Origin of the sequence: Reyranella soli, from assembly GCF_007992495.1 — a bacterium.
Classification (GTDB): Bacteria; Pseudomonadota; Alphaproteobacteria; order Reyranellales; family Reyranellaceae; genus Reyranella; species Reyranella soli.
In genome coordinates this window covers 13,641-38,680 of record NZ_BKAJ01000038.1, presented here as the reverse complement: position 1 = coordinate 38,680, position 25,040 = coordinate 13,641, and the positions used below count along the sequence as shown (strand labels likewise).

At 66.6% G+C, this 25,040-nt stretch carries 32 protein-coding genes; 16 read left to right on the top strand and 16 right to left on the bottom strand.

Going from position 1 to position 25,040, the window contains the following annotated elements:
* Positions 1–347 precede the first annotated feature (347 nt).
* Positions 348–1,847, top strand: coding sequence for a M81 family metallopeptidase (locus RSO01_RS13155; protein WP_218037331.1), 1,500 nt, complete (start codon positions 348–350; stop codon positions 1,845–1,847).
* Positions 1,848–1,859: 12 nt separating this feature from the next.
* Complete coding sequence (locus RSO01_RS13150; RefSeq protein ID WP_147149556.1) at positions 1,860–3,320, top strand: N-acyl-D-amino-acid deacylase family protein; 1,461 nt, start codon at positions 1,860–1,862, stop codon at positions 3,318–3,320.
* A gap of 100 nt (positions 3,321–3,420) precedes the next feature.
* On the opposite strand, the gene RSO01_RS13145 is transcribed toward RSO01_RS13150, so the two are convergent.
* Both RSO01_RS13145 and RSO01_RS13140 read right to left on the bottom strand, forming a co-directional pair.
* Complete coding sequence (locus tag RSO01_RS13145; protein ID WP_147149555.1) at positions 3,421–4,263, bottom strand: amidohydrolase family protein; 843 nt, start codon at positions 4,261–4,263, stop codon at positions 3,421–3,423.
* A gap of 177 nt (positions 4,264–4,440) precedes the next feature.
* Positions 4,441–5,622: an acyl-CoA dehydrogenase family protein gene (locus RSO01_RS13140; RefSeq protein WP_170303028.1), complete on the bottom strand. Its 1,182-nt coding sequence runs from the start codon at positions 5,620–5,622 to the stop codon at positions 4,441–4,443.
* A gap of 111 nt (positions 5,623–5,733) precedes the next feature.
* On the opposite strand from RSO01_RS13140, the gene RSO01_RS13135 reads away from it, so the two are divergent.
* Positions 5,734–6,687, top strand: a complete 954-nt coding sequence (locus tag RSO01_RS13135; protein WP_147149553.1) for a TIGR03619 family F420-dependent LLM class oxidoreductase — start codon at positions 5,734–5,736, stop codon at positions 6,685–6,687.
* Between the two features lie 145 nt (positions 6,688–6,832).
* Here the strand turns inward: RSO01_RS13135 and RSO01_RS13130 are convergent, their stop codons facing one another.
* The gene (locus RSO01_RS13130; RefSeq protein WP_147149552.1) at positions 6,833–7,861 is read right to left on the bottom strand and encodes an aspartate-semialdehyde dehydrogenase; all 1,029 of its coding nucleotides are present in this window, start codon (positions 7,859–7,861) and stop codon (positions 6,833–6,835) included.
* Between the two features lie 121 nt (positions 7,862–7,982).
* On the bottom strand, positions 7,983–8,834 hold the full coding sequence (locus tag RSO01_RS13125; RefSeq protein ID WP_147149551.1) for an enoyl-CoA hydratase: 852 nt from the start codon (positions 8,832–8,834) through the stop codon (positions 7,983–7,985).
* Between the two features lie 319 nt (positions 8,835–9,153).
* On the opposite strand from RSO01_RS13125, the gene RSO01_RS13120 reads away from it, so the two are divergent.
* The 4 genes from RSO01_RS13120 to RSO01_RS13105 all read left to right on the top strand — a co-directional run bounded on the left by RSO01_RS13120 (position 9,154) and on the right by RSO01_RS13105 (position 10,743).
* Positions 9,154–9,516, top strand: coding sequence for a hypothetical protein (locus tag RSO01_RS13120; protein WP_170303027.1), 363 nt, complete (start codon positions 9,154–9,156; stop codon positions 9,514–9,516).
* Between the two features lie 83 nt (positions 9,517–9,599).
* Positions 9,600–9,968, top strand: a complete 369-nt coding sequence (locus tag RSO01_RS13115; RefSeq protein WP_147149549.1) for a hypothetical protein — start codon at positions 9,600–9,602, stop codon at positions 9,966–9,968.
* 11 nt (positions 9,969–9,979) lie between these two features.
* Positions 9,980–10,408, top strand: coding sequence for a hypothetical protein (locus RSO01_RS13110; RefSeq protein WP_147149548.1), 429 nt, complete (start codon positions 9,980–9,982; stop codon positions 10,406–10,408).
* Positions 10,405–10,743: a hypothetical protein gene (locus tag RSO01_RS13105; protein WP_147149547.1), complete on the top strand. Its 339-nt coding sequence runs from the start codon at positions 10,405–10,407 to the stop codon at positions 10,741–10,743. Before RSO01_RS13110 ends, RSO01_RS13105 begins: the two co-directional genes overlap by 4 nt.
* Before the next feature lie 94 nt (positions 10,744–10,837).
* On the opposite strand, the gene RSO01_RS13100 is transcribed toward RSO01_RS13105, so the two are convergent.
* Both RSO01_RS13100 and RSO01_RS13095 read right to left on the bottom strand, forming a co-directional pair.
* On the bottom strand, positions 10,838–11,050 hold the full coding sequence (locus tag RSO01_RS13100; RefSeq protein ID WP_147149546.1) for a cold-shock protein: 213 nt from the start codon (positions 11,048–11,050) through the stop codon (positions 10,838–10,840).
* Between the two features lie 264 nt (positions 11,051–11,314).
* Positions 11,315–11,536, bottom strand: a complete 222-nt coding sequence (locus RSO01_RS13095; RefSeq protein ID WP_147149545.1) for a hypothetical protein — start codon at positions 11,534–11,536, stop codon at positions 11,315–11,317.
* A 224-nt stretch (positions 11,537–11,760) separates the two neighbouring features.
* Between RSO01_RS13095 and RSO01_RS13090 the strand changes: the two genes are divergently transcribed.
* The 5 genes from RSO01_RS13090 (at position 11,761) to RSO01_RS13070 (ending at position 14,186) form a co-directional block, all read left to right on the top strand.
* The gene (locus tag RSO01_RS13090; protein WP_147149544.1) at positions 11,761–12,018 is read left to right on the top strand and encodes a hypothetical protein; all 258 of its coding nucleotides are present in this window, start codon (positions 11,761–11,763) and stop codon (positions 12,016–12,018) included.
* 64 nt (positions 12,019–12,082) lie between these two features.
* The gene (locus RSO01_RS13085) at positions 12,083–12,352 is read left to right on the top strand and encodes an acyl carrier protein (protein ID WP_147149543.1); all 270 of its coding nucleotides are present in this window, start codon (positions 12,083–12,085) and stop codon (positions 12,350–12,352) included.
* 447 nt (positions 12,353–12,799) lie between these two features.
* On the top strand, positions 12,800–13,222 hold the full coding sequence (locus RSO01_RS13080; RefSeq protein ID WP_147149542.1) for a hypothetical protein: 423 nt from the start codon (positions 12,800–12,802) through the stop codon (positions 13,220–13,222).
* Positions 13,219–13,548, top strand: a complete 330-nt coding sequence (locus tag RSO01_RS13075; protein ID WP_246158364.1) for a hypothetical protein — start codon at positions 13,219–13,221, stop codon at positions 13,546–13,548. The genes RSO01_RS13080 and RSO01_RS13075 overlap by 4 nt, the downstream gene beginning before the upstream one ends.
* Positions 13,536–14,186 carry an exopolysaccharide biosynthesis protein gene (locus tag RSO01_RS13070; protein ID WP_147149541.1) on the top strand — a complete coding sequence of 217 codons (651 nt, stop codon included), beginning with the start codon at positions 13,536–13,538 and terminating at the stop codon, positions 14,184–14,186. The genes RSO01_RS13075 and RSO01_RS13070 overlap by 13 nt, the downstream gene beginning before the upstream one ends.
* Before the next feature lie 36 nt (positions 14,187–14,222).
* Here the strand turns inward: RSO01_RS13070 and RSO01_RS13065 are convergent, their stop codons facing one another.
* The 8 genes from RSO01_RS13065 to RSO01_RS13035 form a co-directional block, all read right to left on the bottom strand.
* Positions 14,223–14,600 carry a Rid family hydrolase gene (locus tag RSO01_RS13065; RefSeq protein WP_147149540.1) on the bottom strand — a complete coding sequence of 126 codons (378 nt, stop codon included), beginning with the start codon at positions 14,598–14,600 and terminating at the stop codon, positions 14,223–14,225.
* A gap of 153 nt (positions 14,601–14,753) precedes the next feature.
* Positions 14,754–15,740: an isopenicillin N synthase family dioxygenase gene (locus tag RSO01_RS13060; protein ID WP_147149539.1), complete on the bottom strand. Its 987-nt coding sequence runs from the start codon at positions 15,738–15,740 to the stop codon at positions 14,754–14,756.
* Between the two features lie 20 nt (positions 15,741–15,760).
* A complete protein-coding gene (locus tag RSO01_RS13055) occupies positions 15,761–16,462 on the bottom strand; it encodes an aspartate/glutamate racemase family protein (RefSeq protein WP_147149538.1) in 702 nt (233 codons plus the stop codon).
* Position 16,463: 1 nt separating this feature from the next.
* On the bottom strand, positions 16,464–17,267 hold the full coding sequence (locus RSO01_RS13050; RefSeq protein ID WP_147149537.1) for an ABC transporter permease: 804 nt from the start codon (positions 17,265–17,267) through the stop codon (positions 16,464–16,466).
* The gene (locus tag RSO01_RS13045) at positions 17,264–18,118 is read right to left on the bottom strand and encodes an ABC transporter permease (protein ID WP_147149536.1); all 855 of its coding nucleotides are present in this window, start codon (positions 18,116–18,118) and stop codon (positions 17,264–17,266) included. Before RSO01_RS13045 ends, RSO01_RS13050 begins: the two co-directional genes overlap by 4 nt.
* Positions 18,115–19,173, bottom strand: a complete 1,059-nt coding sequence (locus RSO01_RS13040) for an ABC transporter ATP-binding protein (RefSeq protein ID WP_147149535.1) — start codon at positions 19,171–19,173, stop codon at positions 18,115–18,117. The genes RSO01_RS13045 and RSO01_RS13040 overlap by 4 nt, the downstream gene beginning before the upstream one ends.
* Before the next feature lie 7 nt (positions 19,174–19,180).
* Positions 19,181–19,351: a hypothetical protein gene (locus tag RSO01_RS47220; protein ID WP_170303026.1), complete on the bottom strand. Its 171-nt coding sequence runs from the start codon at positions 19,349–19,351 to the stop codon at positions 19,181–19,183.
* Between the two features lie 20 nt (positions 19,352–19,371).
* Positions 19,372–20,202 carry an extracellular solute-binding protein gene (locus RSO01_RS13035; RefSeq protein WP_147149534.1) on the bottom strand — a complete coding sequence of 277 codons (831 nt, stop codon included), beginning with the start codon at positions 20,200–20,202 and terminating at the stop codon, positions 19,372–19,374.
* A 214-nt stretch (positions 20,203–20,416) separates the two neighbouring features.
* On the opposite strand from RSO01_RS13035, the gene RSO01_RS13030 reads away from it, so the two are divergent.
* Entirely contained in the window at positions 20,417–21,097 is a 681-nt protein-coding gene (locus RSO01_RS13030) for a GntR family transcriptional regulator (RefSeq protein ID WP_147149533.1), read from the top strand.
* A gap of 130 nt (positions 21,098–21,227) precedes the next feature.
* Here the strand turns inward: RSO01_RS13030 and rpoH are convergent, their stop codons facing one another.
* Both rpoH and RSO01_RS13020 read right to left on the bottom strand, forming a co-directional pair.
* Positions 21,228–22,151: an RNA polymerase sigma factor RpoH gene (gene rpoH, locus RSO01_RS13025; protein ID WP_147149532.1), complete on the bottom strand. Its 924-nt coding sequence runs from the start codon at positions 22,149–22,151 to the stop codon at positions 21,228–21,230.
* A gap of 129 nt (positions 22,152–22,280) precedes the next feature.
* Positions 22,281–23,249, bottom strand: coding sequence for an RluA family pseudouridine synthase (locus RSO01_RS13020; protein WP_147149531.1), 969 nt, complete (start codon positions 23,247–23,249; stop codon positions 22,281–22,283).
* 9 nt (positions 23,250–23,258) lie between these two features.
* On the opposite strand from RSO01_RS13020, the gene RSO01_RS13015 reads away from it, so the two are divergent.
* The 3 genes from RSO01_RS13015 to RSO01_RS13005 are packed head-to-tail and all read left to right on the top strand — an operon-like array spanning position 23,259 to position 25,035.
* Positions 23,259–23,594, top strand: a complete 336-nt coding sequence (locus RSO01_RS13015; RefSeq protein WP_147149530.1) for a DUF6476 family protein — start codon at positions 23,259–23,261, stop codon at positions 23,592–23,594.
* Between the two features lie 11 nt (positions 23,595–23,605).
* Positions 23,606–23,998 (top strand): VOC family protein, encoded by a 393-nt coding sequence (locus tag RSO01_RS13010; RefSeq protein ID WP_147149529.1) that lies wholly within the window; start codon positions 23,606–23,608, stop codon positions 23,996–23,998.
* Positions 23,995–25,035 (top strand): threonine aldolase family protein, encoded by a 1,041-nt coding sequence (locus tag RSO01_RS13005; RefSeq protein WP_147149528.1) that lies wholly within the window; start codon positions 23,995–23,997, stop codon positions 25,033–25,035. Before RSO01_RS13010 ends, RSO01_RS13005 begins: the two co-directional genes overlap by 4 nt.
* Positions 25,036–25,040 lie beyond the last annotated feature (5 nt).

Sequence of the window (25,040 nt, the reverse complement as noted above, 5' to 3'; positions counted from 1 at the left end):
GTAGCTACCGCCGATCAATCACGCAGCACGCAAAAAAAAGGGCCGTGACAAGCACGGCCCGAGTTTAGGGAGGAAACGCCCAAGACGGGCATACAGCAAACAAAGAGGTCGCCGAGGCGACGTTTGCTGCACCCCAAGAATGGTGCACCTGCGAAGGAAAAGCAAGAGGGAAAAAAGCTCTTAATTTCACAGATTTAGCCAACTTTGTGTTCCGGTTTTTGTGTTGCCTTTCTGCAACGCACAAGAATCACGCGAAGCTGGCTTGCAGTCGATGCAAAGCTCAGAAAGCCAGCTTTTCAGGCAATTCGATAGATTGCTCAAGGACTTGGCAGTAACGGAGGGTGAAGGTGGCGCAAAAGTTCGTGGTGGCGATGATGATGCACGAGACCAATACGTTCTCGCCGCTCCCTACCCCTATCGAGTCCTTTTCCCGCTCCGGCGCCCTGGGCGGTCCGGCCGCCATCAAGGAGTCGGAAGGCACCAACACCTCGCTCGGCGGCTTCATCGAAGTGGCGCGCAAGGCGGGTGCCGAGTTCACCGTGCCGATGGCGGCGTCGGCCCATCCGTCGGGCCTGGTGACCAAGGCCGCCTATGAGCAGATGACGACGGCCATCGTCGACGAAGTGAAGAAGGGCTGCGACGCCGTCCTGCTCGCCCTGCACGGCGCCATGGTCGCCGAGCACTACGACGACGGCGAAGGCGAACTTCTGAACCGCATCCGCAAGATTGCGCCCGATGTGCCGATCGCCGTCGCGCTCGATTTCCACACCCAAATGACCGACGCCATGATCAAGGGCGCCAGCATCATCACCGGTTACCGCACCTATCCCCACATCGACATGGCGGACACCGCGCGTCGGTCGGGACGCACGTTGATGCGCATGCTGGCCGGCGAGGTCGAGCCCAGGATGGTGTGGGGCAACCGGCCGATCATGAGCAGCTCGCTGGTCCACACGCCCTCGCGCGAGCCGATGAAGACGCTGATGGGCATGGCCAACCAGGCCGAGGACTCCGGCCAGGTGCTGAACGCCTCGGTGTTCGGCGGCTTCCCGCAGGCCGACATCCCTCACCTCGCCCTTTCCTCGGTGATCGTCTGCGACAAGCGCACCGCCGAGGGCGAGATCCTGCTGAACAAGATCCTCGATACCGCGTGGGAGAAGCGCGAAGGCTTCCTGTTCCATCCCGAGCCGTTGTCGGTGCAGGTGGCGCGGGCCAAGTCGCTCGACGGCGGCCCGATCGTCATGGCCGATCATGGCGACAACACCGCGTCGGGCGGCACGCAGGACGTCATGAGCGTGATCGAGGAAGCGATGAAGCAGGGCCTGGAAGATGCCTGTGCCGGCCCGATCTGCGATCCCGCCTGTGTCGAGCAGATGATCAAGGCGGGCGTCGGCGCCGAGGTGACGCTCGAGCTCGGCGGCAAGATCGACATGCCGGCCATGGGGCTGAAGGGCAAGCCGCTCAAGGTAACGGGCAAGGTCAAGGCCATCACCGACGGCCAGTTCGTCGTCACCGGACCGATGGCCACCGGCACCACGGCGCGCATGGGCCGGACCGCCGTCCTCGACACCGGCAAGATGCAGATCGTGGTGTCGGAGCGGCGCGCCGAGCCCTACGACCTTGGCGTCTTCACTCATTGCGGCATCGACCCGCGGCGCAAGAAGTATGTCCTGATCAAGTCGCGCCAGCATTTCCGCGCCGGCTTCGAGCCGATCGCCAAGCACATCGTGATGTGCGACGGCGACGGCTGCACGGCGTCGGACCTGAAGCTCTTCAAGTACACCAGGGTCAAGCGGCCGCTCTATCCGTTCGACCTCGACATGCGGCTCGGCCGCAACGAAGCGTAGGAGTTCTTAGAGATGGCTGCTTATGACGTCGTGATCCGCAACGGCCAGGTGGCCGACGGCACGGGCAAGAAACTGTTCGCCGCCGATGTGGCGCTGAAGGGCGATCGCATCGCCGCGGTCGAGGTGCCCGGCACGCTCAAGGGCGACAACGAGATCGACGCCAAGGGCAAGGTCGTGGCGCCGGGCTTCATCGACGTGCATACCCACGACGACACGGCGCTGATCGACAACCCGACCATGGCGATGAAGGCGAGCCAGGGCGTGACCACCGTGGTGTGCGGCAACTGCGGTGCGTCGGCCGCGCCCTACATTCGCGACGACGTCGGCCATTTCCTGTCGCTGATCGTCAGGAACAGGGCGAACATCTCCAGGAGCTTCGGCGAGTTCGCCAGCAAGGTCGACGCCGCCAAGCCTGCCATCAACGGCGCCTTCCTGATCGGGCACTCGACCTTGCGCATGAACTTCATGGGCGACGATCTCGGCCGCACCGCGACCACGGGCGAGATCGCCGGCATGCGCGACCTTCTGGACCAGAGCCTGGAACAGGGCGCCATCGGCATGTCGAGCGGGCTGTTCTATGCCGTGGCCAACGCGGCCTCGACCGACGAGGTCGCCGAGGTGGCCAAGCCACTCGGCAAGTGGGGCGGCGTCTACACCGCCCATATGCGCGACGAGGGCGAGAACATCCTGCCGGCGATGGATGAGACCTTCGAGATCGGCCGGCGGGCCGGCGCCTCGATCATCGTCTCGCACCACAAGTGCTCGGGCCGCACCAACTTCGGGCGCATGAAGGAGACGCTGCCCAAGTTCACCGAGGCGATGAAGCAGCAGCAGATCGCCTTCGACGTCTATCCCTACATCGCAGGCTCGACGATCCTGCGCAGCGACATGCTGGACCGCGCCGACAAGGTGCTGATCACCTGGTCCGACAAGGTGCAGGGTCTGGCGGGTCGCGACCTCAAGGAGATCGCCCAGGAGATGGGCTGCTCCATGCGCGAAGCGGCCGACCGCATCCAGCCGGCCGGCGCCATCTACTTCATGATGGACGAGAAGGACGTGCAGAGCGCCATGGCCCATCCCGGCGCCATGATCGGCTCGGACGGCATCCCCTTCGACGCCCATCCGCATCCGCGCCTGTGGGGCACGTTTCCGCGCGTGCTGGGTCACTATTCGCGCGAGCTGAAGCTCTTCCCAATGGAGGACGCGGTGCGGCGCATGACGTCGTACTCGGCGCAGCGCTTCGGGCTCACCAAGCGCGGCGAAATCAAGCCGGGCTTCTATGCCGATGTCTGCGTGTTCGATCCGGCGACCGTGATCGACACGGCGACCTTCGAGAAGCCGATCTCGCCGGCCAAGGGCATCGACGTCGTGCTGTGCAACGGAGAGATCGTGTGGCGCGACGGCAAGCCCGGCGGCGGCCGCGCCGGCCGCGCGCTCCGGCGCCAGGACCTGCAGGCAGAAGCGAAGGCTTAGCGAGTCCGCTCATGCTCTTCCGTACCGCGCGCTTCCAGCGCGCTCATGAGCGCGCTGGAAGCGCGCGGTCCGGAAGACAAAGACGCTAAGCGGACCTGCATCACCGCTTCGCGGGCGACCAGCCGTAGACCTTCTGCAGCGTGCCGCCCATCAGCGTGGCACGCTCGCTGTCCGTCAGGCGGTCGGTGACGCGGAACGCCTCCACCCCTTCCTTATAGGTCAGGAACGCCACCGCGCGCGTCCAGTCGGTGCCCCACATGCAGCGATCCATGCCGAAGGCGTCGAAGATGCGCCGCAACGGGTCCCAGATGTCCTTGTAGGGGAACGGCTGCTTGGCGAGCGTGCCGGCGCCGCTGATCTTGACCACGACATTGTCGTGCTGCGCCAGCGCCAGCAGCTTGGGCAGGTCAGCCCACGGCTCGGCGGGTTTCGGCGGCTCGAAAGGCTGCAGCATGCCGATGTGATCGACGACGATGCGCGTGTTGGGGTTGCGCGCCGCAAGCGGCCCGAGCTGTTCTACGCGGCCCCAGCTCAGCACATTGACGGGCAGCGCGTGCTGCGCCGCGGCGGCGAGCACGCGATTAACCCCAGGATCGTCGGGCACGACCAGCGGACCCGCCACCATCATGATGCGGATGCCGACCGTGCCCGGCGTCTTCCTCCAGTCGGCAATGGTCTCGGCGACCTTGGGATCGGTCGGATCGACCGGCTTCACCACGGCGAAGCGGCCGGGATGCTTGCTGCGCACCTCCAGCGCATAGCTGGCGTCGTAGTGGTACTGCGTGTAGGGCGAGACCAGGATCGCGCCGTCGACGCCGACGGCGTCCATCGCCGCCACCATCTGATCGCCCGTGACCTCCGACGGGCCATGCAGCACGGCATGCCACGGCCGGCCGGGATGGTTGCGCTCGTAGACATGGACCTGGACGTCGATGGTCGGCATGGCGTTTCCTCTTCTTGCCTTGTCTCAAGCCCCTCCCCCGTCATACGGGGGAGGGTACGGGAGGGGGAGAGCCTCAAAGGCGATCTCTAAAAATCATGATCTGAAAGTGGCTGGCAGCTGCACTGTGGCCTGCCCCCACCCTACCCTCCCCCGTATGACGGGGGAGGAATATGATCGCTAGACGAACTGCACCAGGTTATCCGCACCGATCAGGTGCCGGCCGACCATCTCCGCATGCGGCCACATGCCTTGCAGATGCTGGCTGGCGCTCATGGCGTCGCGGAAGCGGCGCTCGAACGGCGCCTTCTCGGAGATCGCCATGGTGCCGGCGCCGCGATAGCAGGCGATCGATACGTCGGTCGCCTCGTTCATGCCCCAGGTCGTGGCGAGTCGCAGCCGCACGCGCAGGTCGACGTCGAGCGTGCCCTTGGCCGAGGCATCATAGAGCTGGCCCGCCGCCTCGTGCAGGAAGGCGCGCACCGCCGAGAGCCGAGCCTCCAGGATCGCCATCTCGCGTTGGATGGCGTGGTTGTTGATCATCGCCATCGGCGAGGAGCGGCTGTGCCGGCCTTTCACCACGGTGACGTAGGTGTCGAGCAGGCGCCGTGCGATACCGATGGTGACGCTGCAGAAGCCGGTGGCATAGAGCAGCGTCGAGCCGATGGGATAGAGCGGCCCCTTCTCGCGCCGCTCGTCGTCGACATCGCGCGCCGGCGCCTGGGCGTCGGGGATGAACAGATCCTCGACCGAGTAGCTGTCGCTGCCCGTGCCGCGCAGGCCGAGCACATGCCAGTCGTCGATGATCTTGGCCTGGCTGCGCAGGAAGACGAACGAGCGGTCGTCGGGCCGGCCGTAGCGGGTATGCGGCGTGCCGTCGGGATTCTGCACGGCGCTGTGTGCGCCCAACCACTTGGTGTGCCGACCGCCGCTGGCAAAGCTCCAGGTGCCGGTGAGGCGATAACCGCCCTCGACACGGATCGCCTTGCTCTTGTCGTGGCGCGCGCCCCAGGCCAGGCCGGCATAAGGTCCTTCGAACATCGCCGCCGCCGTCTCGTGCGGCATCGAAGCGGCCGACGTCGCCATCGACACGTTCGACTGGTTGACGAACCACGCCGTGCTGGCGTCGGCCCAGGCCAGCGCCTCGCAGGCCCTGGCATAGTCGACGAGAGGCACCTCCTGCCCGCCCATGCTTCTGGGCAGCAGCATGCGCAGCAGGTCCTGGCCCGCCAGCGCGTCGACCACCTCCTGCGTCAGCTCACGACGGCGGTCCATCTCCGGCCCGTCCTTGTCCAGCACCGCCTGCACGGCCCGCGCCCGCTCTTGTGGGCTGGCAAGGACTGGCGAAACTGGATTCTGCATCAAGCGTGTCCTCGTCTCCATGTTGCTCGACTATAGTGGCCTCAGTCGCGACTGTTCAAAAGCCGCCTGCGGAGCGTTCCGACAGGCGTGCTGTCGGGGGAAACACAAGCCATGCAGATCGGGTTCAACCTGCCGAACTCCGGCCCCTTGTCGGCCGTCGCCGACATGACGCGCATCGCCAGCGAAGGCGAGGCCATGGGCTTCGACTATCTCACACTGACCGACCACGTCGTGCTGCCCAACACCAAGGTGCCGGGCTATCCCTATTCCGAATCCGGCCAGTTCTACGAGGACGCGCCGCTCGAACGGCATGAGCAGATCGTCGGCATGACCTGGATCGCGGCCAAGACCTCGCGCATCCGGCTGGTCGCCGCCGTGCTCGTCGTGCCGCATCGTCCGGCTGTGCTCGCCGCCAAGATGCTGGCGACGCTCGACGTGCTGTCGGGCGGGCGCCTGGTGGTCGGCATCGGCGCGGGCTGGCTGAAGACCGAGTTCGACGCCGTGGTGACGACGCCGTTCGAGGAGCGCGGCGCGGTGACCGACGAATACATCGACACCTTCCGCGCGCTGTGGAGCGAGGCCGAGCCGCGCTTCGCCGGCCGCTACACCAAGTTCGACGGTATTGTCTTCGAACCCAAGCCGGTGCAGAAGCCGCTGCCGATCTGGGTCGGCGGCGAGGCCGGGCCTGCCCTGCGCCGCACTGCGCGTGTCGGCGACGCCTGGTATCCGATCGGTTCAAACAATAAGCACCTGCTCGACACGCTGCCGCGGCTCAAGGCCGGCATCGGCCGCCTGCGCAAGGCCGTCGTCGACGCAGGCCGCGAGCCTCAGTCGGTGGGCGTGAGCTTTCGCGTGAAGCGCTACGGCACGGCCGTGCCGCCCAAGGCCACGGACGGCGAGCGGCGGCTGTTCTCAGGCAGCGAGGCCGACATCATCGCCGACTTCCGCGCGCTGGAGGAGATGGGCGTCACGGCGATCGACGTCGATTTCGGCGGACGTTCGGACGCGGCCGCCGTTCTCGCCGAGATGAAGCGGTTCAGGGCCGCGGTGATCGAGAAGATCTGACTTCGGAGCGCGGACCTCCAGGTCCGCTCATGCTCTTCCGGACCGCGAGCCTCCGGCTCGCTCATGCTCATGAGCGCGCTAGAAGCGCGCGGTCCGGAAGACGAAGACCATGAGCGGACCTGGAGGTCCGCGCTCCGGCAAGAACCTACTCAGCCGCCATCGGCTTGGTCGAGAGCTTGGCCAGCTCCTCGGCGATCTGCACCGCGTTCCACGCGGCGCCCTTCAGCAGCTGGTCGCCCGCCACCCACAGCATCAGGCCATTCGGGTTTGAGAGGTCGCGGCGGATGCGGCCGACATGGACGTCGAGATCGCCACTGGCCTCGAGCGGCATCGGGAAGTGGTTGGCGGCGGCATCGTCGACCACCTTCACGCCCGGCGCCTTGGCCAGGATGGCGCGTGCCTCCTCGGGCGACAATGGCTTCTCGAGCTCGAGCGTGATCGCTTCGGAGTGGGCGCGCAGCACGGGCACGCGAATGCAGGTCGGCGCGATCGGAAGCTCCGGCGCATGGAACATCTTGCGCGTCTCTTCGACGACCTTGTTCTCTTCCTCGTTGTAGCCGTTCTCGGCGACCTTGGTGTTGTGCGAGAAGACGTTGAAGGCGATCTGGTGCGGGAACACCGCGCGCTTGATCTCCTTGCCGGCCGAGAAGTCGCGCGCCTGGTCCTCCAGCTCCTGCATGGCCGCGGCGCCTGCGCCGGAGGCCGACTGGTAGGTCGAGACGATGATGCGCTTCACGCCGGCCGCCTGATGGATCGGCCACACGGCGACCGACAGGATGGCGGCGGTGCAGTTGGGGTTGGCGACCACGCCGTTGTGCTTGGCAAGGTCACCGCCGTTCACTTCCGGCACGACCAGCGGCGTATTGGGATCCATGCGGAAGGCCGACGAGTTGTCGACGACGACGCAGCCCGCCGCCCTGGCAGCCGGCACGAACTCGCGGCTGCGCGTGGCGCCGGCCGAGAAGAAGGCGATGTCGCAGCCCTTGAAGGCGTCAGCTTTCAGTTCCTCGACCTTGTACGGCTTGCCTTTGAATTCGAGCGTCTTGCCGACCGAGCGGGCCGAGGCGAGGAGCTTGAGGGAAGCGACCGGGAAGTTCCGTCGCTCGAGGACGCGGAGGATCTCTACTCCAACCGCGCCGGTGGCACCGACGATGGCGATGTTCTGGGGCTTCATGGTGGCGCGGAAAATACAGAAACCGCACTTTCCTGTCATCCTGAGCGAAGCGAAGGATCTCATGCTGCTGGCGATCAGGACACGGTCTCAAGGCCGGCGGCGATGACATCCGCCCCTACGCTCAGGATGACTGAGAATTCTCGTGCTTCTTTATGGCCGGCATCAAGCCCGTGGGGTCTATGAGCTTGCCATGCGCCAGCATGTTGTGGGCATGGGCCAGGTGGTGGAGCGCAAAGGAGGTCTGCATGGCGCTCACCCGGCCCTGGGCGTCCTGGGCGGCGTTGATCGCCTGCTTGGTGAGCTTCAGCGCAAACAGCGGCTTCTGGGCGATGCGCTCGGCCATGGCGAGGCCGAACGCTTCCAGCTCGGCGCGCGGCACGACGTGGTTCACCATGCCCAACCGGTGCGCCTCCTTGGCGCCGATCCAGTCGGCAGTGAACAGGAACTCCTTGGCCTTGCGCACGCCGAGTTCCCAGGGATGGGCGAAGAATTCCGCCCCGCCCACGCCCATCGCCACCGTATGGTCGAGGAACTCGGCGTCCTCAGAGGCGATGATCAGGTCGCAGGGCCAGATCAGCATCAGGCCGCCCGCGATCACCTTGCCCTGCACCAGTGCCATGGTCGGCTTGGGGATGTTGCGCCAGCGCTCGCAGAGGCCCAGGTAGATCTCCTGCTCGCGCGCGTACTGCGCCTCTGCGCCCGGCCTGCCGAAGCCCGACCACGTGCCGACCGTTTCGTGCTTGCGCATGTTGCCGTGGCCGTCGACCTCACGCAGGTCGTGGCCCGAGGAGAAGTGCGGGCCGTTGGCCGACAGAACGATCACCTTCACCGCGTCGTCCTGTGCGGCGCGATCGAAGGCGTCGTTCAGGGCATAGAGGAACGCTGTGTCCTGCGCATTTCTCGTGTCGGCGCGATTGAGAACCATGCGGGCGATGCCGGACGGCAGCGTCTCGTAGAGGATGGCATCGGTCATGGCAGGGCTCCCTTTGCTTCGATCATAGCGCGTCGGTTGAGCCTTGCTTGGGCGCTCCAGGACGCGAAAGCGTGCCGCAGACCGAAAGGCTTCTGGACGGGTCCGACGGCGAGGTGTACGAATGCTACACCATCGTCCCCTTAGCTTCGGCTTGCGATGGCTGAGAGATGCGTGCGCTCCCGCCCAGCGGAGGCAACGCATGAGAGACTGGCTCGTACCGCCCGTCCTTTTCCCGATCTTCCTGGTTTTGTTGATCATCGGCTACGCGATCCTGCGTGTGCCGACCTGACGGCCCTCGTGCGGCCGGAAAGGATTCGCCATGAATATGCCCAAAGACACCAAACCCTTGATCCAGGGCGCCGTGGTCGGCGCCATCGCCTGCGCCGTCCTCGGTTTCACCTGGGGCGGATGGGTGACAGGCGCCACCGCGCGCAAGGATGCAGGCGTTGCTGCGCATAACGCGACAGTGGCAACGCTGGCGCCGTTCTGCGCCGACCGCTTCCGCGCCCAAGGCGACGCGACGGCCAGGATGGCCGAGCTCGCCAAAGCGAGCACCTGGGAGCGCAACAGCGTCCTGGAGAAGAGCGGCTTCGCCTCCTTGCCAGGCAGCAAGACCGGCGATTCCGACATCGCCCGCGCCTGCGTCGAGCTCCTGCTGGCGCCGGCGACGCCCAAGACCTGAAGCTGCTCAGGCGAGCAGCGCCTGGGCCGGCAGGTGCTGCCCTCCAGCCCGAACGCCTCCACCCGGCAGAGGAGGAGGTCATCGTGCCGACTGCCCTGCTTGCCCCCGTCGGTTGTTCCGTACTGGCTGCCGCCCTGCTGCTGACGACGGCCTGCGACGGCTTCCGCGCCGGCCACGTCAGCGCCGGCGGCGCACCCGCCGACACGACGCGCGGCATCGACCAAGCCTACGCCCAGCGCGACGCCTGCCTCGCCCGCAACGCCACCGAACGCGCGCTGGCCGGCGCCTCCGTTCGTGCGCGCGCCCAGACACTGGCGCTCGCCTGCGCGAGCGAGACCGACCGGCTGATCCTCGCCTCGGGGCAGGGCAACGCCGCGATCGCAAGCGCCATCCGTGACGACACCGAATTCCGCGCCCTGGGCGTGGTGCTCAGGACGCCGAACACGAACTGAGGGGTTGCCGCGTGATCAAGGCAGGTTGCGAGCACAGCGACGCCGACAAGCTTCTGGCGGCGCGCAGGGCGCTGCGCGGCAGCGAATGGGACGGCAGCGATCTCGATCATTTCGTGCAGGTGCTTTGCCGCCTCGATGTTGACCGCCACGGCTTTGGCGCACTCGATCTGCTCGCCGTCGAGGATGCGTGGGTCAGTGCGGTGGGAGAAGCGTGGTCGGGCGGCCTGGTGGCGCGGCTGAAGGACGGACGACGCGCCCATGTCGAGGGGCGCACCGGGCGGTCGCACTGGTCGATCGAGGATTCCGACATCGAGGCCGGGCTGCTCGACGCCGGCGAGCAACATCCCGAGCTCGGCCCGCGGCATGCCTGGCAGGGCCATGCCTGGGAGAACGCGATGGCAAGGCGGCTCAACGAGCTTTTGGACAGGATTGCAGAATGACCGACGAACCAATCGAACTCGACCAGCGTCGGGGCCTGGCCGCCCAGCACGCGACCAGCTCGCGTCGCCTGCTCACCCAGGTCGAAGCCAATGAACGCGTCCTGCGGCAGCGCCGCGATCAGCTCGAAGCTCATCTGATCGCCGCACCTGCCGCCAACTGGGCGGAAGCAGCAGAGAAGGCGCGCTATGTCATCGGACTCTATGCCACGAGCCTCGGCGCGGGCGACACCCAACGTCACACGCTTGTCGCGGCCGTGCTGGCGGACTTCGCTCGACTCCGCCTCGAGGAAGAACAAAGGGCTGCGGCCGAGCAGCAGCCCCCCGACGCGCCGTAATATTTGCGGGGCGGAGCCACAAAAGCAAAAGGCCCCGCCGGCTCTCGCCACGGGGCCTTCCCTCCTCTCGCGTCACCGAGTAGGCGCAGGCGGATCAATCGACCTGCTTGAGGTTCTCGGCGGACAGCTTGCCGCTGCGGCCATCGGTGACGAGATCGAACTGGATCTTCTGACCTTCGATCAGGTGGCTGATGCCGGCACGCTCGACGGCACTGATATGCACGAAGGCGTCCTTGCCGCCATCGTCAGGCTGGATGAAGCCGAAGCCCTTGGTCGCGTTAAACCACTTCACTGTTCCCTTGATCATCGAAAAAGCCTTTCAAAGCATGGCCATGCTGGCCTGCCTGGAGAGGCAAGCCGTCGAATTCGCACTATTCTCGGGAGCAAGTCAGAGGCGGGCCCGGCTCAAATCAGGGGCGGCCAAGTCATCAGTCCGTCTATCGACCTTTTCGGTATGGGCGCTTCCCGGCACTTTTACAAGCACCACAGCGAGCGCCTGCGCGCCGAGCCCTGCTGGCTTCGAGCTACCTGTGCCATTGCGCACTCGGCTTTCACTCGAGCGGGAGACGGCTCAACCCGTCTTGGCGTTCGCAGCCGTCTTTTCCAGACGCGCCGCACTTTCCTCGAGCTCCTCCACGTAGCGGCTGAGGCGGCGGCGATCGCCTTCGTCGGTCACGCTGCCTTTCAGACGCCGCGCGCGTCTCGAGAGGTCGCGCATTTCGTCAGCCTGCTTGAGGATGGCCTCCTTGGTGGGAGGCCGCACGACGGGTGCCAACTGGGTCTTTTCGAACATGCCTTCTCCTTTGGTGCAGCGTGCGGCCAGGCGCACACATATTCCGGCGCGCCGGCGAGGCCCGCCGGCGGCGTCGAACGATATCTGGAGGGTTCCTTTCCGGCCTGGCGGCCCGGCAACAGGCGATGAGACTGCCTTGTATCCGTCATAGCAGCCCGGGCCCGTCGTGGCCACCCGCGCACACTCCACTTGAAAGGCCACGTCCTCTCGCCCAAGGATGATCGATGAACAATCCCAAGCATTCCACGGATCTCTCCAATCGGCGCCGGCGTCTCGGCGCCTCCCGCGAGACCATGGCCGCCGGCCTCGGCCTGCCGGTCGACACGGTCAAGGCGATCGAGGACGGCGTGGCATCCGGCGAACAGCACGCTCGGTACGACACCTGGCTCGGCCGCATCGAGAGCTGGTCCGACGACGTCCGGGCACAGCAGTTCCTCACTGCCGGCAAAGGCCGCCGCTTCGACGCGGAGCACCAAGAATAAGGTGGCCTCGCTGCAACGAACCGGGCCGGCAAGCTGTTAGTCGAAAAGGCACAGGAGGCAGATCATGGTAGACCTGCGCGACCGGGTAAGCCGGGTCATCGCCGAGCGGTTCCATGTGTCCAGCGAGCGTATCACCGAGATCGCCACCTTGGATGACGATCTCGGCGCCACGAGCATCGACCGCGTCGAGGTGGTGATGTCGCTCGAGGACGAGTTCAAGATCGACATCTCCGACGACCAGGCATCGCGCCTGCATACGGTGGCCGATGTCCTCGCCTGCGTGATGGAGAGTGTCGCAAAGGGCAGGCCGACCAGCGCCAATCCGCCGGCCTGACCGGCGTATCTGGTTGCCCATTTCGATGGGTGCGCGCCTTGCGGTTCGCCCCGGCGATCCCCAATTCTGAAAGATCGTCGGCAGCGACCCTCTGGGCGTCGGCGGCTGAGAGAGAGGCTCGCCTTACGCTCCCGCCTGCCCGCCGACCAAAGGTGATTCGTGCACCGCCAACTGCGCAGCGTCGATTGGCTTGTCCGTGGGGAACTCGCCCTCCTGCGGGCCCTCGGTCGCGACCGCCGCACCGCCTCGGTCCGCCTGCCGACGATGATCCGGAGCGGACCGGCAGTTGCCGACGGACCCGCGGACACGACTTCCGCCGTTCCCCATCCCATCGGACCGAGCGACTCGCCGACGCGCCGGCTGCCGCCCGGCTGCAGCATCCGGCGTACGTCAGCTGGCGATGTCGAACGTGTCGCCGGGCTCCTGAGTGCCGAGGATCGCCTGGAGATGGAGACGCTGGAAGGGCGCCCCGCTCTCGATGTGTTGCAGGGCTGGGTGGCGGGTGGTTCGCACGTCCTCCGCATCCGCGACGACGCGGCGGCAATCTTCGGCATTGTCCCCTGCTCCGGGTCGCCGACGACATCTCGTGCAGCGACACCCTGGGTGGCGATGATATCGACGCTCGAGCGTGACGACCTCATCAACCTGGTGTGGCTGTCGCGCCTGCAGGTCGATGTCTGGCAGCGGCAGTGGCCAGTGCTGCAAACGGTATGTGACACGCGCAACCGCTTCCACAGCCAGTGGCTCAACTGGTTGGGCTTCGAGCGCCAGGGTCGCGTCGAGCGCTTCGGAGCAGCAGGCCAACCCTTCGATCTTCACGTGCGCCTCGGCAACATGGGGCGGCAGCCGACAGCCGGTGGACTACAATGAAGCGGTCGTCGCGCGCCTCGATGCGTCACCTCGGCGTGCTGCGCGGCGATGGAACGCTGCGATGCCACGACGTTGTGCTGGGCTCTGCCCGTTACGAGATCGACGGCTACTGCACCAGGCCTGGTGAAGTCATAGGCTCCGGCGAGATCTGCATGGCGCCGGCCGAACTTGCCACTGCCGTCGGTCGCCGAGACCTCGAACTGACGACCGAGGACGGCAGGGTCCTGGCGTTACGCTTCTCCGGCAGCCGCTTCGACTCCAGGGCAAGCACTGCACACGCCGACATCCTGGCTGGGCTGCCCGCCGAGGACGAGTGGCGCCGCTGAACGCCCGCGAGCTGTTGCCTTCGATGCCAGACGACTGTGCCCCGCCTGACCACCTGCCGGCCTCCGTACACTTGTCGCGCATGCTGGAGCGGCCCGAAGGGACGCATGTTTCCATCGGCTGGCTGATGAACGAGCTCGGGGACCGATCGTTCGGCGTGACGTTGCTGGTGATGGCGATCATCGCGCTGATGCCCGGCGCCTCTGCCTTCGTTGGCGTGCTGATCGCATGGCCAGCGATCCAGCTCATCCTCGGCCATGACAAGGCCGTACTGCCGCAGTTGCTCGCCCGCCGCGAAATCAGTGTCGATCGCCTGGCCCGCCTCATTGCCCTTGTCGCGCCGCGGCTCGCCTGGGTCGAAAGGCTGATCCGCCCGCGGTCGCCCACCTTGTTCGAGACCACGCGACGAATGACCGGCACCGCGATGCTGTTGCTGGGGCTGACACTGGTGTCGCCGGTGCCGTTCACCCATGTCATGCCCGCGCTGGTGATCATGATGCTGGCGCTTGCCTATCTGGAGGAGGACGGGCTTGCCCTCCTGCTCGCCCTGTTGGCCGCGCTCTGCTCGCTAGGAGTGACGGCGGCTACCTTGTGGGGCGCCGTGGAGACCATCGACCGGATCGATCCGGCGACACATTGATCGCACGGAACTGACGGATAAACGGTCGGGCGGTCGCTATGCTGGCAACGCGGCGGTGATGATGATCTCGATCAGGTCGCCTTCCGGCATCACCGACTGAACGAAAGAGCGGACGGGCCCATGGCCCGCCGGCATCCAGGTCGCCCAGGCTTCGTCGAACGCCGGCTTGTTGTCGTGGTCGGTCACCACGATCTCGGCCTTGACGGTGCGGGTGCGGTCGAGGCCGGCACCCTTCAGGTATTTGTCGATGACCCCCAGCGCGCCGAGCGTCTGGACACGAATATCCTGCGTGCGATCGGGAGAGGTCGCCACCGCCCAGAGAAAGCCGCCGCCCCCGGGCAGGCGATAGGTCGCCACCGACGACTTGGCAGGAAACGTCTTGTTGGGTACGCGGGTGATGTCGTCGGTTTTCACGGTTGCTCCCGATGTTGCAGCCCGACCACGAAGCCGCGGAATGCGCCTGGCCGGCCTTGATATGACCCACGGCAACACCACGTCGGCGCCGTGAGCATCAAGCGATTTCTTTTCCTGTGCTTCGACTTGAAGAAGGGTGAGTGACCCTCGGGCCTAGTACGCGGAGAGGCTGACGCCCGAGCGATCTTTCGCCTGGCCGTAGTTCATCTGCCGATACCAGTCCATATAGGCCGCGTAGGTGATCGGCTCGTAGCGCGGCGGCTGGCCGTCCTCGCGGCAGGTCGGCAGGCATTCCATGCTCACCCCGGCGCCGCAGTCGAAAAAGAACGGGATGGCATAGCGTTCCTTGCCTGAACGATTGGCCACGCGATGCGGCGTCGCCAGGAAGCGGTCGTTGGTCCAGCGGCGCAGCAGGTCGCCGCCATTGACCAGGAAGGCGCCGTCGATCGCCGGCGCATCGACCCAGCGCCCGGTCGGCAGGCGGATCGACAGGCCGGGGATCTTGTTCTGCGCGAGCAGCGTCATGAAGCTGGTGTCGGTGTGCGGCGCCAGGCCGAACTCGTTGTCGGCCGGCGCGTCGTGCTGCGGGTAGTGCGACATGCGCAGCGTGTAGCTCGGCTCGGCGAACAGGGCGTCGAAATGGTCGGCCGGCAGGTCGAGCGCGGTCGCATAGATCGGCAGCAGAGACTTGCCGAGCTTCTCCATGGCCGCCTGATAGGCGACCACGGTTTCGCGAAATCCGGGCAGGTTCGCCGGCCACTTGTTGACATCGCGGCGGCTGAAGAACGCCTCGTTGACGTTGGGCTTGTTGTCACGGTTGATCTGCGAGTGCCGCGTGGTCGAGCCGCGTACCGGCAAATAGCCGACCAGGCTCTCGTCGATCTTGACGGCCAGCTTGGCTTCGAGCGGCTGGGCGTGGAAGCGCGCGGCTTCGGCGAACGCGGCGTCGACCAGCGACTGCGGCACGCCGTGGTTGACGATGAAGTAGAAACCGATCTGCTCGAAGGCGCGACGCAGCTCGGCGCCGAGCTGCTGCAGCGCGCCAGGCTCGCCGGCGAGATAGGCGCCGAGGTCGAGGACCGGGATCTCCTCAGGAGCGTCGGCGCGGACCGGGGGCAGGCTTGGTGCGAGAGACTGCATGGTGCTTTCCTCCTGTTTTCCTAGTGAAAGGCGACGCCGGATCGCAGCCCGAGGCTGATGGCGGCTTCGGCGGTCTTGAGCGCGGCGATCACGGGATTGACGACGGGAACGCGGGCCTCGCGCTGCAGCAGGTCGGTCAGCCCGGGCATGAAGCCCATTCCGAGACAGCCCAGCACGAGCACGTCGGCGCCGTCCGCGACACAGGCTTTTGCCGCCTCGACGATGCCGCCTAAAACCTCATTGCGCCGGCGCGACAGGTCGAGGACCGAGCAGCCGACCATGCGCTCCGAGACGAACAGGTCGCCGACGCCCAGCGAGCGGAAGCGCGCATGCAGGCCCTTGGGGGTGGGCTCGCTCGACAGGACGCCGAAGCGATCGCCGAACTGCGCGGCGATATGCACCGAGCTCGCGCCCGGCCCGACGACCGGGATCTCGATCAGGTCACGCAGCGCCGCCAATCCGGGGTCGCTGAAGCAGCCGATCACGATGGCGTCGTAGTTTGCCGCCCGCCAGCGCGGCAACTCGCGCACGAGCTCCGCCCCCACGACGGCGATGTCGGCCAGGGATTCGACGGCGGGCGGCCCCTCTTCCAGCGGCTCGACCGACACGGTCGTACCCGGCGACACCAGCGCCGACAGCGCGTCGCGCCGGCGGTCGATCTCGGCTTGGCCCAGCGTGCGATGCATGGGACTGGTCAGTTGATAGAGGATCCTGGATGTCATTTCAAAAGGCCCGTTGAAGACCGACGAGCTTCTGGATCACCGCCACGCCCGCGAAGGCGAGCAGGACCGACATGGTCGCGGCCGCCGCGGCGGTGGGGCTGAACTCGTAGGTGAGGAAGTCGAACAGTGCCAGCGGCAGCGTGTTGCCGCCGATCGGCTTCAGCAGCAGTGAGACGGTGTAGAGATCGAACGACGTGATGAAGGCGAACACCGCGCCCATCACCAGGCCGGGCATGGCGAGCGGCAGGGTGACGTGCCGGAAGGTCTGCCATCCCGAGGCGCCGAGGCTGCCCGAGGCATCGTCGAGTGCCGGATCGATCTGGCGCAGCGCCGCGGCGATGGAGACGTAGCAATAGGGAAAGGCCAGCACGATGTGGCCGATCTGCAGCCCCAGGACCGTCTTGCCGAGCCCGATCCTGTAGAGGAAGAACAGCAAGCCGATGGCGGTCAGCAGCTCGGGGATCAGGAGCGGCAAGGTCATGCCGATCTGGAACCAGACGGCCATCCGCCGCGACAGCGACTGGCTGGCGAGCGCCGCCATCAGCGCGACGATGCCCGTCACGAGCGTGCTCACCAGCGCGATGCGCAGCGACATCAGCAGCGCCTCGACGAGATCGCCGCGCTGGAAGAAGCGCGCGAACCAGCGCAGGGACAGGCCCTCGGGCGGCAGGCGCATGAACTCGCCCGCCGTCAGCGAGGCCGCGACCACGGCCACCAGCGGGATCAGCAGGAAGGCATAAAGCAGCACGATCAGCGACGAGCCTGCGAGCCGCGACGCCCGCGATCCCAGCGACGCGACGGTCATGCCCGCACCCGTTCCATGAGGCGCTGGGTCGCGAGCGAGAAGACGACGACCGCGATCAGCGCGGCGGTCGCCATGACGACGGCCAGCGTCGCGCCGAGCGGCCAGTCGAACGTGCCGACCAGGGTCTGCACGACCAGGGTCGGCATCATCGTCACCATCTGGCCGCCCAGCAGGGCCGGCGTGACATAGGCTGCCGTCGCCAGCACAAAGACCAGGATCAAACCGGGTTGGATCCCGGGAAAGCTGAGCGGAAGGATCACCTTCCAGAAGGTGGCGAAGCGGCTGGCGCCCAGCGAGCGCGATGCCTCGATGACTGCCGGATTGATGTTGCGCAACGCATTGTTGATCGGCAGCACCATGAACGGCGTGAAGACATGGACCAGCGCCAGCGCGACGAGGCCCTGCGTGAACAGGAGCCGCAACGGCCGGTCGATGAGCCCGAGCGACAGGAGCACGCGGTTGAGCGGGCCGTCGACGTTGACGATGATCATCCAGCCGAAGTTGCGGATCAGCACGCCGATCATCAGCGGCGAGGCTACGCAGGCATAGAGCAGCAGGGCCTTGCGGCCGCTGGCGCGCGAGAGGTGCCAGGCGATCGGATAGGAGACCACGAGGCAGGCAAGCGTGATGAAGAGCGCAAGCAACAGGCTGCGGGCCAGCGCCCCGAGATAGAGCCCGCCCGACATCACGTTGCGATAGTGATCGGCGGTGAAGCCCGCGCCGTGCATCGTCCCCGGCTGCGAGGTGCGGAAGCTCATCGTGATCATCTCGGCATAGGGCAGGATGAGGAAGACGAGCAGCAGCAGGACGGCCGGAAGGCCGAGCGCCAGACGAGGAAGACGGCGCGTCACGGCACGGCGTCAGGCATCAGCCAGGTGCGATCGACGTCGAGCCGGACGGAGACCGTGCCGTCGGCAGGCAGCGGACGGTCCGGCGGCGTGCCGAGCCGCACGCTGGCGCCGTCGCGCAGCACGACCTCGCAATGCTGGACGGCGCCGAGGAACACCGATTTGACGACGCGCCCTTCGAGCTGCCCCGTACCGTCGGTCACGATGGCGAGGCTCTCGGGCCGGGCCAGCAGGACGGCGCTGCCGGCAAATGGTCCGGCGCCCCTGACGTCGAGCGTGGCGCCGCCGGCGCGCACCCGGAACAGGCCGCCGCCCAGCGCGCGCTCGACCTCAGCGGCAAGGAAGTTCGCCTCGCCGGTGAAGGAGGCGACATAGCGTTCGGCCGGCCGCTGGTAGATCTCGCGCGGCGAAGCGAACTGCGCGACCTTGCCGTTCTTCATGACGGCGATCTTGTCGGAGATCGCCATCGCCTCGGCCTGGTCGTGGGTGACGTAGAAGGCCGTGGTGCGGCTGGCCTGCTGCACGTCGCGGATCAGCCAGCGCACGTCGTCACGCAGGCGGGCGTCGAGATTGGCCAGGGGCTCGTCGAGCAGCAGGAGCCTCGGCTGGATGACCAGCGCGCGGGCCAGCGCCACGCGTTGCTGCTGGCCGCCCGACAGCTCGCGCGGCAGGCGGTGCTCGAGCCCGACAAGCTGCACCTGCTCGAGCACCTCGCGCACGCGGCGCTCGCGCTCGGCCTTGCTGCCTTTGCGAAAGAGCAGGCCATAGCCGACGTTCTCCGCCACGTTGAGGTGGGGAAACAGGGCGTAGTTCTGGAAGACGACGCCGAAGTCGCGCTTGCTGGACGGTGTTGCGAGGATACTGACGCCGTTGGCGCGGATGTCGCCATCATCGGGATCGATGAAGCCCGCGATGCAGCGCAGGGCCGTCGTCTTGCCGCAGCCTGACGGGCCAAGCAGGCTCACGAGTTCGCCCTGCCCGGCCGTCAGGCTGACGCCGTCGAGCGCCACGGCCGGGCCGTAGCGCTTGCACAGCGCGCTGATCTCGAGGCTGCTCATCCGACCGCTAGATGGCCTTGGACCACGCCGTGGCGAGATCGGCGGTGAGCTTGTTCACCTCGGTCCAGTCGAAGCGCTTGGCCTTGGCGATGGCGGCCGGCGTCAGCGGCAAGGATTCGAGCTCGGCCGGCAGCGTCACCTTGCTGTTGGTCGGCGCGATCAGCCACTCCCTGGCCATGAAGAGCTGGATCTCAGGACTCAGCACATAGTCGAGGTACTTGCCCGCTGCGGCCTTGTCGGCGCCGTTGGCCGGATGCTGAAGGACTGGTCGAAGATCATCATGCCTTCCTCGGGCACGACGAAGTCGAGCGGCACGCCCTTCTGCTTCAGGGGTACGATCTCGCCAAGATCGATCGGCGCGACGGCAATCTGTCCTTGCACCAGGAGCGGCGTGAGCTGCGCCGAGTAGGCGATCTGCGGGAAGGGCTTCAGCTCGGCGAACTTCTTCACCGCGGTATCGATGTCGGTGATGCCCTTGCCGAAATGCTCGGCCGCCCACAGCGCCAGCATGACCGCGGCCGAATTGGTGATGGCGTAGAGGCCGATCTGCCCCTTCAGGTCCGGGCGCCATAGGTCGGCCCAGGCGCGCGGCGGGATCTTCACCAGGTCGGTACGGTAGGCGATCACCATCGGCGCCAGCATGGCGGACACGGCGGTGTCGCCCTTGAGCTTGGCCGAGGGCACGACGTCAGCGAGGTTGGGCACCAGCGCCGGCGTCAGCGTTTCGAAATAGCCCTCGTCGCGCAGCATCGCCGTGAAGCGTTCGTTCAGCATCAGCGCCGAGAATGGCGGGTTGTCCTTGCCCGCGGCGCGGAAGTTGGCGACCCAGCGCGCGCCGAGGCCGATGTCGAGCGTCACCGAACGGCCGATCGTCTTGGCGAATGGCGGCAGCACCTTCTCTCGCCAGGTGTTCTCCCAGCGGCCGCCGTACATGTTGGTCGTGAAGGTCGACGGCTGGGCCAGGGCCCGCCCCGACACCGCGGTCGCGGCAAGACCGGCCAAGGCGTGGCGGCGATTGAGATGAAACATGCGGTCCCCCTTGTGATCCCGCTGGCGAGTAAAGTCGTGTTGACGATTGTCGTCAATCGGCAATAATGGCCGCAATCTGTGCACTGCTCTTTCGGCTAAGTGATTGAAATCGCGGCCTTGTCGTGTGATCTGCCTGTCCGACGGGCGGAGCGACGCTGAAGTTTTGATCGCTTCGTCACGCCGGGCACGACATCCACCGAGGTGAGTTCAGCCCATGGAGAAACGCGCGCTTCGTCCCATCGCCCGCCTTTCGGCCGAGGCCCAGGCCACGGTCAGCCTGCGCGAACACATCCTGTCGGGGGCCCTGAAGCCGGGGGCGCGACTCACCGAGACACCCCTCGCCGAACAGCTGGGAATCGCCCGCGCGACGCTGCGCATGGGGCTGCATCGCCTGGCATCGGAAGGCATCCTCGTCCAGATCCCCTACACCGGATGGCAGGTCGTCGCCCTCTCGTCACGGGACGTCTGGGAACTATGGACGCTGCGCAGCAGCCTGGAGAGCCTCGCGGCCAGGCTCGCGGCCGAGCGCATGACGGACAGCGGCAGCGCCCGCGTGACCAAGGTGATGGAGGACCTATCGGCCGCCTGCCACCGCGGCCGCGTCAACGACATCAACAAGGCCGACTTCGCCTTCCACCAGGCAATCGTCGACCTGGCGGACCACGGCCGGCTCTCCGAGCATTATCGGCAGGTCGAGCAGCAGGTCCGGCTCTATATCGCGAGCACCAACGTCTACAACGAGCCGGACGATTGGTCGGTGGTCATCCAGCACCATCAGCCGCTGGCAGCGGCCCTGATCGCCCGCGATCCCGAGCGCGCGGAAGCAGAGGCGCGGCTTCACAACGAAGTCTTCGGCAAAAAGCTCTTGTCGGCGATGCGCGACGAGCCGCAGTGACTCATGTTCTTCCGGACCGCGCGCGTCCCGCGCGCTCGTGATCATGAGCGCGCTGGAAGCGCGCGGTCCGGAAGACAAAGAAAAAGCCGCCAGTTGGCGGCTTTTTCGTATCGGTTGAGGGCGCGACCCGTCAGGTCGCCGCCGCCGCCAGCTTGGCCGGGCGGTTGGCCGCCTCGACCACCATGTTCTTCATGGCCTTCTGCAGCTTATCGAAGGCACGCACTTCGATCTGGCGCACGCGCTCGCGGCTGATGCCGTACTTGGCCGACAGGTCCTCGAGCGTCTTGGGCTCGTCGACCAGGCGACGCTCGACGATGATGTGACGCTCGCGATCGGTGAGCTGCTTCAGCGCCTGGGCAAGCATGCCCTTGCGCTGGCCGAGCTCCTGGCTCTCGGCAAGGCGAGCCTCCTGGTTGGGGCTGTCGTCGACCAGCCAGTCCTGCCACTCCATGTCGCCCTCGGCCTTGACCGGAGCGTTGAGCGAGCTGTCGGGCGCGGCGAGGCGGCGGTTCATGTTCACCACCTCCTCCTCGGGCACGCCGAGGCGGGTGGCGATCTTGGTCACCTGCTCGGGCGACAGGTCGCCCTCCTCGATGGCCTGCATCTGGCCCTTGAGCTTGCGCAGGTTGAAGAACAGCTTCTTCTGCGCCGCCGTGGTGCCCATCTTCACCAGCGACCAGGAATGAAGGATGTATTCCTGGATCGAGGCGCGGATCCACCACATGGCATAGGTCGCGAGACGGAAGCCGCGGTCCGGGTCGAACCGCTTGACCGCCTGCATCATGCCGACGTTGCCCTCGGAAATGAGCTCGGCGACCGGCAGGCCGTAGCCGCGGTAGCCCATGGCGATCTTGGCCACGAGACGCAGATGGCTGGTCACCAGCTGATGGGCGGCTTTGGAATCCCCATGTTCGCGCCAAGCCTTGGCGAGCATGAACTCCTGCTGGGGCTCAAGGAGCGGGAATTTCCGGATCTCCTGCAGATAGCGGCTGAGGTTGCCTTCCGGCGTGAGGGACGACGGCAGGGCGGGAAGATTTGCGGCGGTAGCACTCATGGCTCCCCCTTTCTGGTACTAGGCTGAACGGGCGTTTAGCACTCACACCCGTCGACTGCTAACGCTGAGTCTAGGGGTCCGAGGAACCCCGGGTCAAGAAAATCCGACTAATACCCTCGGATATAAGAGCTAATACTTAACGGTGTTCAGCTCCGACACCAACCTCCTGAAATCTTGAGGCAATTCTGTGGCGAAGCGCATCTCCTTCCCGGTACGCGGATGTCTGAATTCCAGCACGGCGGCGTGCAGGGCCTGCCTTCCGAAGGTTCTCAACGAGGCGGGCTGGGAGGCGTTGCGGGACTTCCGGCCATAGACCGGGTCGCCGACGACCGGGCAGCCGAGGTGCGCGAGATGGACGCGGACCTGGTGGGTGCGGCCGGTCCCAAGCTTGGCCCCCAGCAGGCTGGCCACTGGGCTGAGCGGCGGGCCGAACCGTTTCTCGACCCAGTACTCCGTCACGGCTGCCCGCCCGCTGCTGGTGCGGACCGCCATGCGCTTGCGGTCGACGGGATGGCGACCGATGGCGGCCTCGATCGTGCCCTTCTGGGCCTTGGGTCCGCCCCAGACCAGGGCCTGGTAGATGCGGGTGAGGTCGTGGGCAGCGAACAGCTTGGCCAGCGCCCGGTGGCTCTGGTCGTTCTTGGCCACGACCATGACGCCCGACGTGTCCTTGTCGAGCCGGTGAACGATGCCCGGCCGGCGCACGCCGCCGATGCCCGACAGGCTGTCGCCACAGTGCGCCAGCAGGGCGTTGACCAGGGTGCTGTCGGGATTTCCCGGTGCGGGATGGACGACCAGACCTGCAGGTTTATTCAGCACCAGGAGGTCTGAATCCTCGTAGAGTATATCGAGGTCGATCGCCTGAGGCCGGGGCTCAGCGGGCTCCGGCTCGGGGATGTCGATAATAAAACACTCGCCCGTTTTGACCTTGCGGGACGGCTCTTCTATCGTCCGGCCGTCCGCAAGCGCCACCCGGCGGCTTTCGATCAGTGCCTTCACGCGGCTGCGCGTGAGGTGTGGCAAGGCAGCCGTCAGCGCGCGGTCCAGCCGCTCGCCCGAGGTGCTTTCATCGACGGTCACGACGTGGCGGTCGCTCATGGAGTTTTCGTGGCGTCCCCTGCTCCGGCCTACGCACCGCTCTGGTTGAAGGTGCTGGTCATCGTGATGGGCCTGCTGATCGTGGCGGGTTTCGTGGTCATCGCGGCCGAAATTGCCCGGCGCATGTCTACGCCCAACGCCGCCCGCTCGCCAGCCGCCGCGAGCGGCTTCAGCGAGCGCATCGCGCTCCCGGCCGGCGCTCGCGTGGTGTCGATGACGACGGCCGGTGAGCGGCTGATCGTCCACGTCGAGACCCAGGGCGGCCCCGCCTTTGCCTACGTCGTCGACCCGCGCAACGGCGCGGTCGTCGGCACGGTGGAATTCGCGCCAGGGGTCGGGCGGTGAAGAGCTGAATCATGTTCGACCACCTCTCGATCACCGCGAGCGACCTCGATCGCGCCCAAAAGTTCTACGACGCCGTCCTGGCGCCGCTTGGCGTGCCGCGGGTTAATCGCCGAGAGCGGGCCATCGGCTATGGCGAGCGCCGGCACGTCGATGGCGCGCCCTGCTACTTCTCAGTCTTTCTTAGCGACAAGGTCGTGCCCGACAACCGGCATTGGTGCTTCCGCGCGCCGAGCCGCGCCGCGGTGCGCGCCTTCCATGCCGCCGCTCTCGCCAACGGCGGCAGCGACGACGGGCCGCCCGGCATCCGTGAAATCTACAGTCCCGACTACTATGCCGCGTTCGTGCATGATCCCGACGGCAACCGCCTCGAGGCCGTGACGCGCCGGCCCGAGGAACAGACATGAACTTCCGAAGCGACAACGAGGTCGGCGCGCATCCGTCGATCATTCAAGCGGTGAGCCGCGCCTTCTCGAGCGGCAGCGCCTTCTCCTACGGCGCCGATGACTGGACGCAGCGCGTCGAGCGCCGCCTGCGCGAGCTGTTCGACAAGCCCGACCTGGTGGCCTTCCCGGTCGTCACCGGCACCGCGGCCAACAGCCTGGCGCTCGCCTGCTGCACGCCGCCGTGGGGCGCGATCTTCTGCCATCCCTCGGCCCACATCGCCGCCGAAGAGACCGGCGCGCCGGAGTTTTACACCGCGGGCGCACGCCTGTTCAGGATCGACGGCGCCGAGGGCAAGATAGATCCGGTGAAGCTCGCCCAGGCGCTGGCCCAGCCGGTCTACGGCGTGCCCCACTTCCCGCAGCCCGCCGCCGTCAGCGTCACCCAGGCGACCGAGTGCGGCACCGTCTACGGACCCGACGAGATCGTGGCCATCGCCACCTCGGCGCATCGCCACGGGCTGAAATTGCACATGGACGGTGCGCGCTTTGCCAATGCCGTGGCCTTTGTCGGCTGCTCGCCGGCCGAGTTGTCGTGGAAGGCGGGCGTCGACGTGCTGAGCTTCGGCGCCACCAAGAACGGCGTGATGGCGGCCGAGGCCGTGGTCTTCTTCAACGCCGAGCTGGCGCGCGACTTCGCCTACCGCAGCAAACGCGGCGGCCATCTTTTGTCAAAGATGCGCCTAGTGTCGGCCCAGCTCGACGCGTACCTGACCGATGGCCTGTGGCTCGATAACGCCCGCCACGCCAATGCCATGGCGCGCCGCCTGGTGGCCGGCCTAACCCCACTCAAGGGCACGCAGCTCATGTATCCGGTCGACGCCAACGAGATCTTCGTCGTCATGCCGGCGCACATGCACGATGCGCTGCAGGACAACGGCGCCAAGTACCATCCCTGGCCGTCGGATCGGCCGGGCGAGCGCGCCTTCCGGCTCGTCACCGCCTTCGACACCGATCCGGCCGACGTCGATCGTTTCCTGTCCATCGCCAAGTCAGCGTGAGTAGT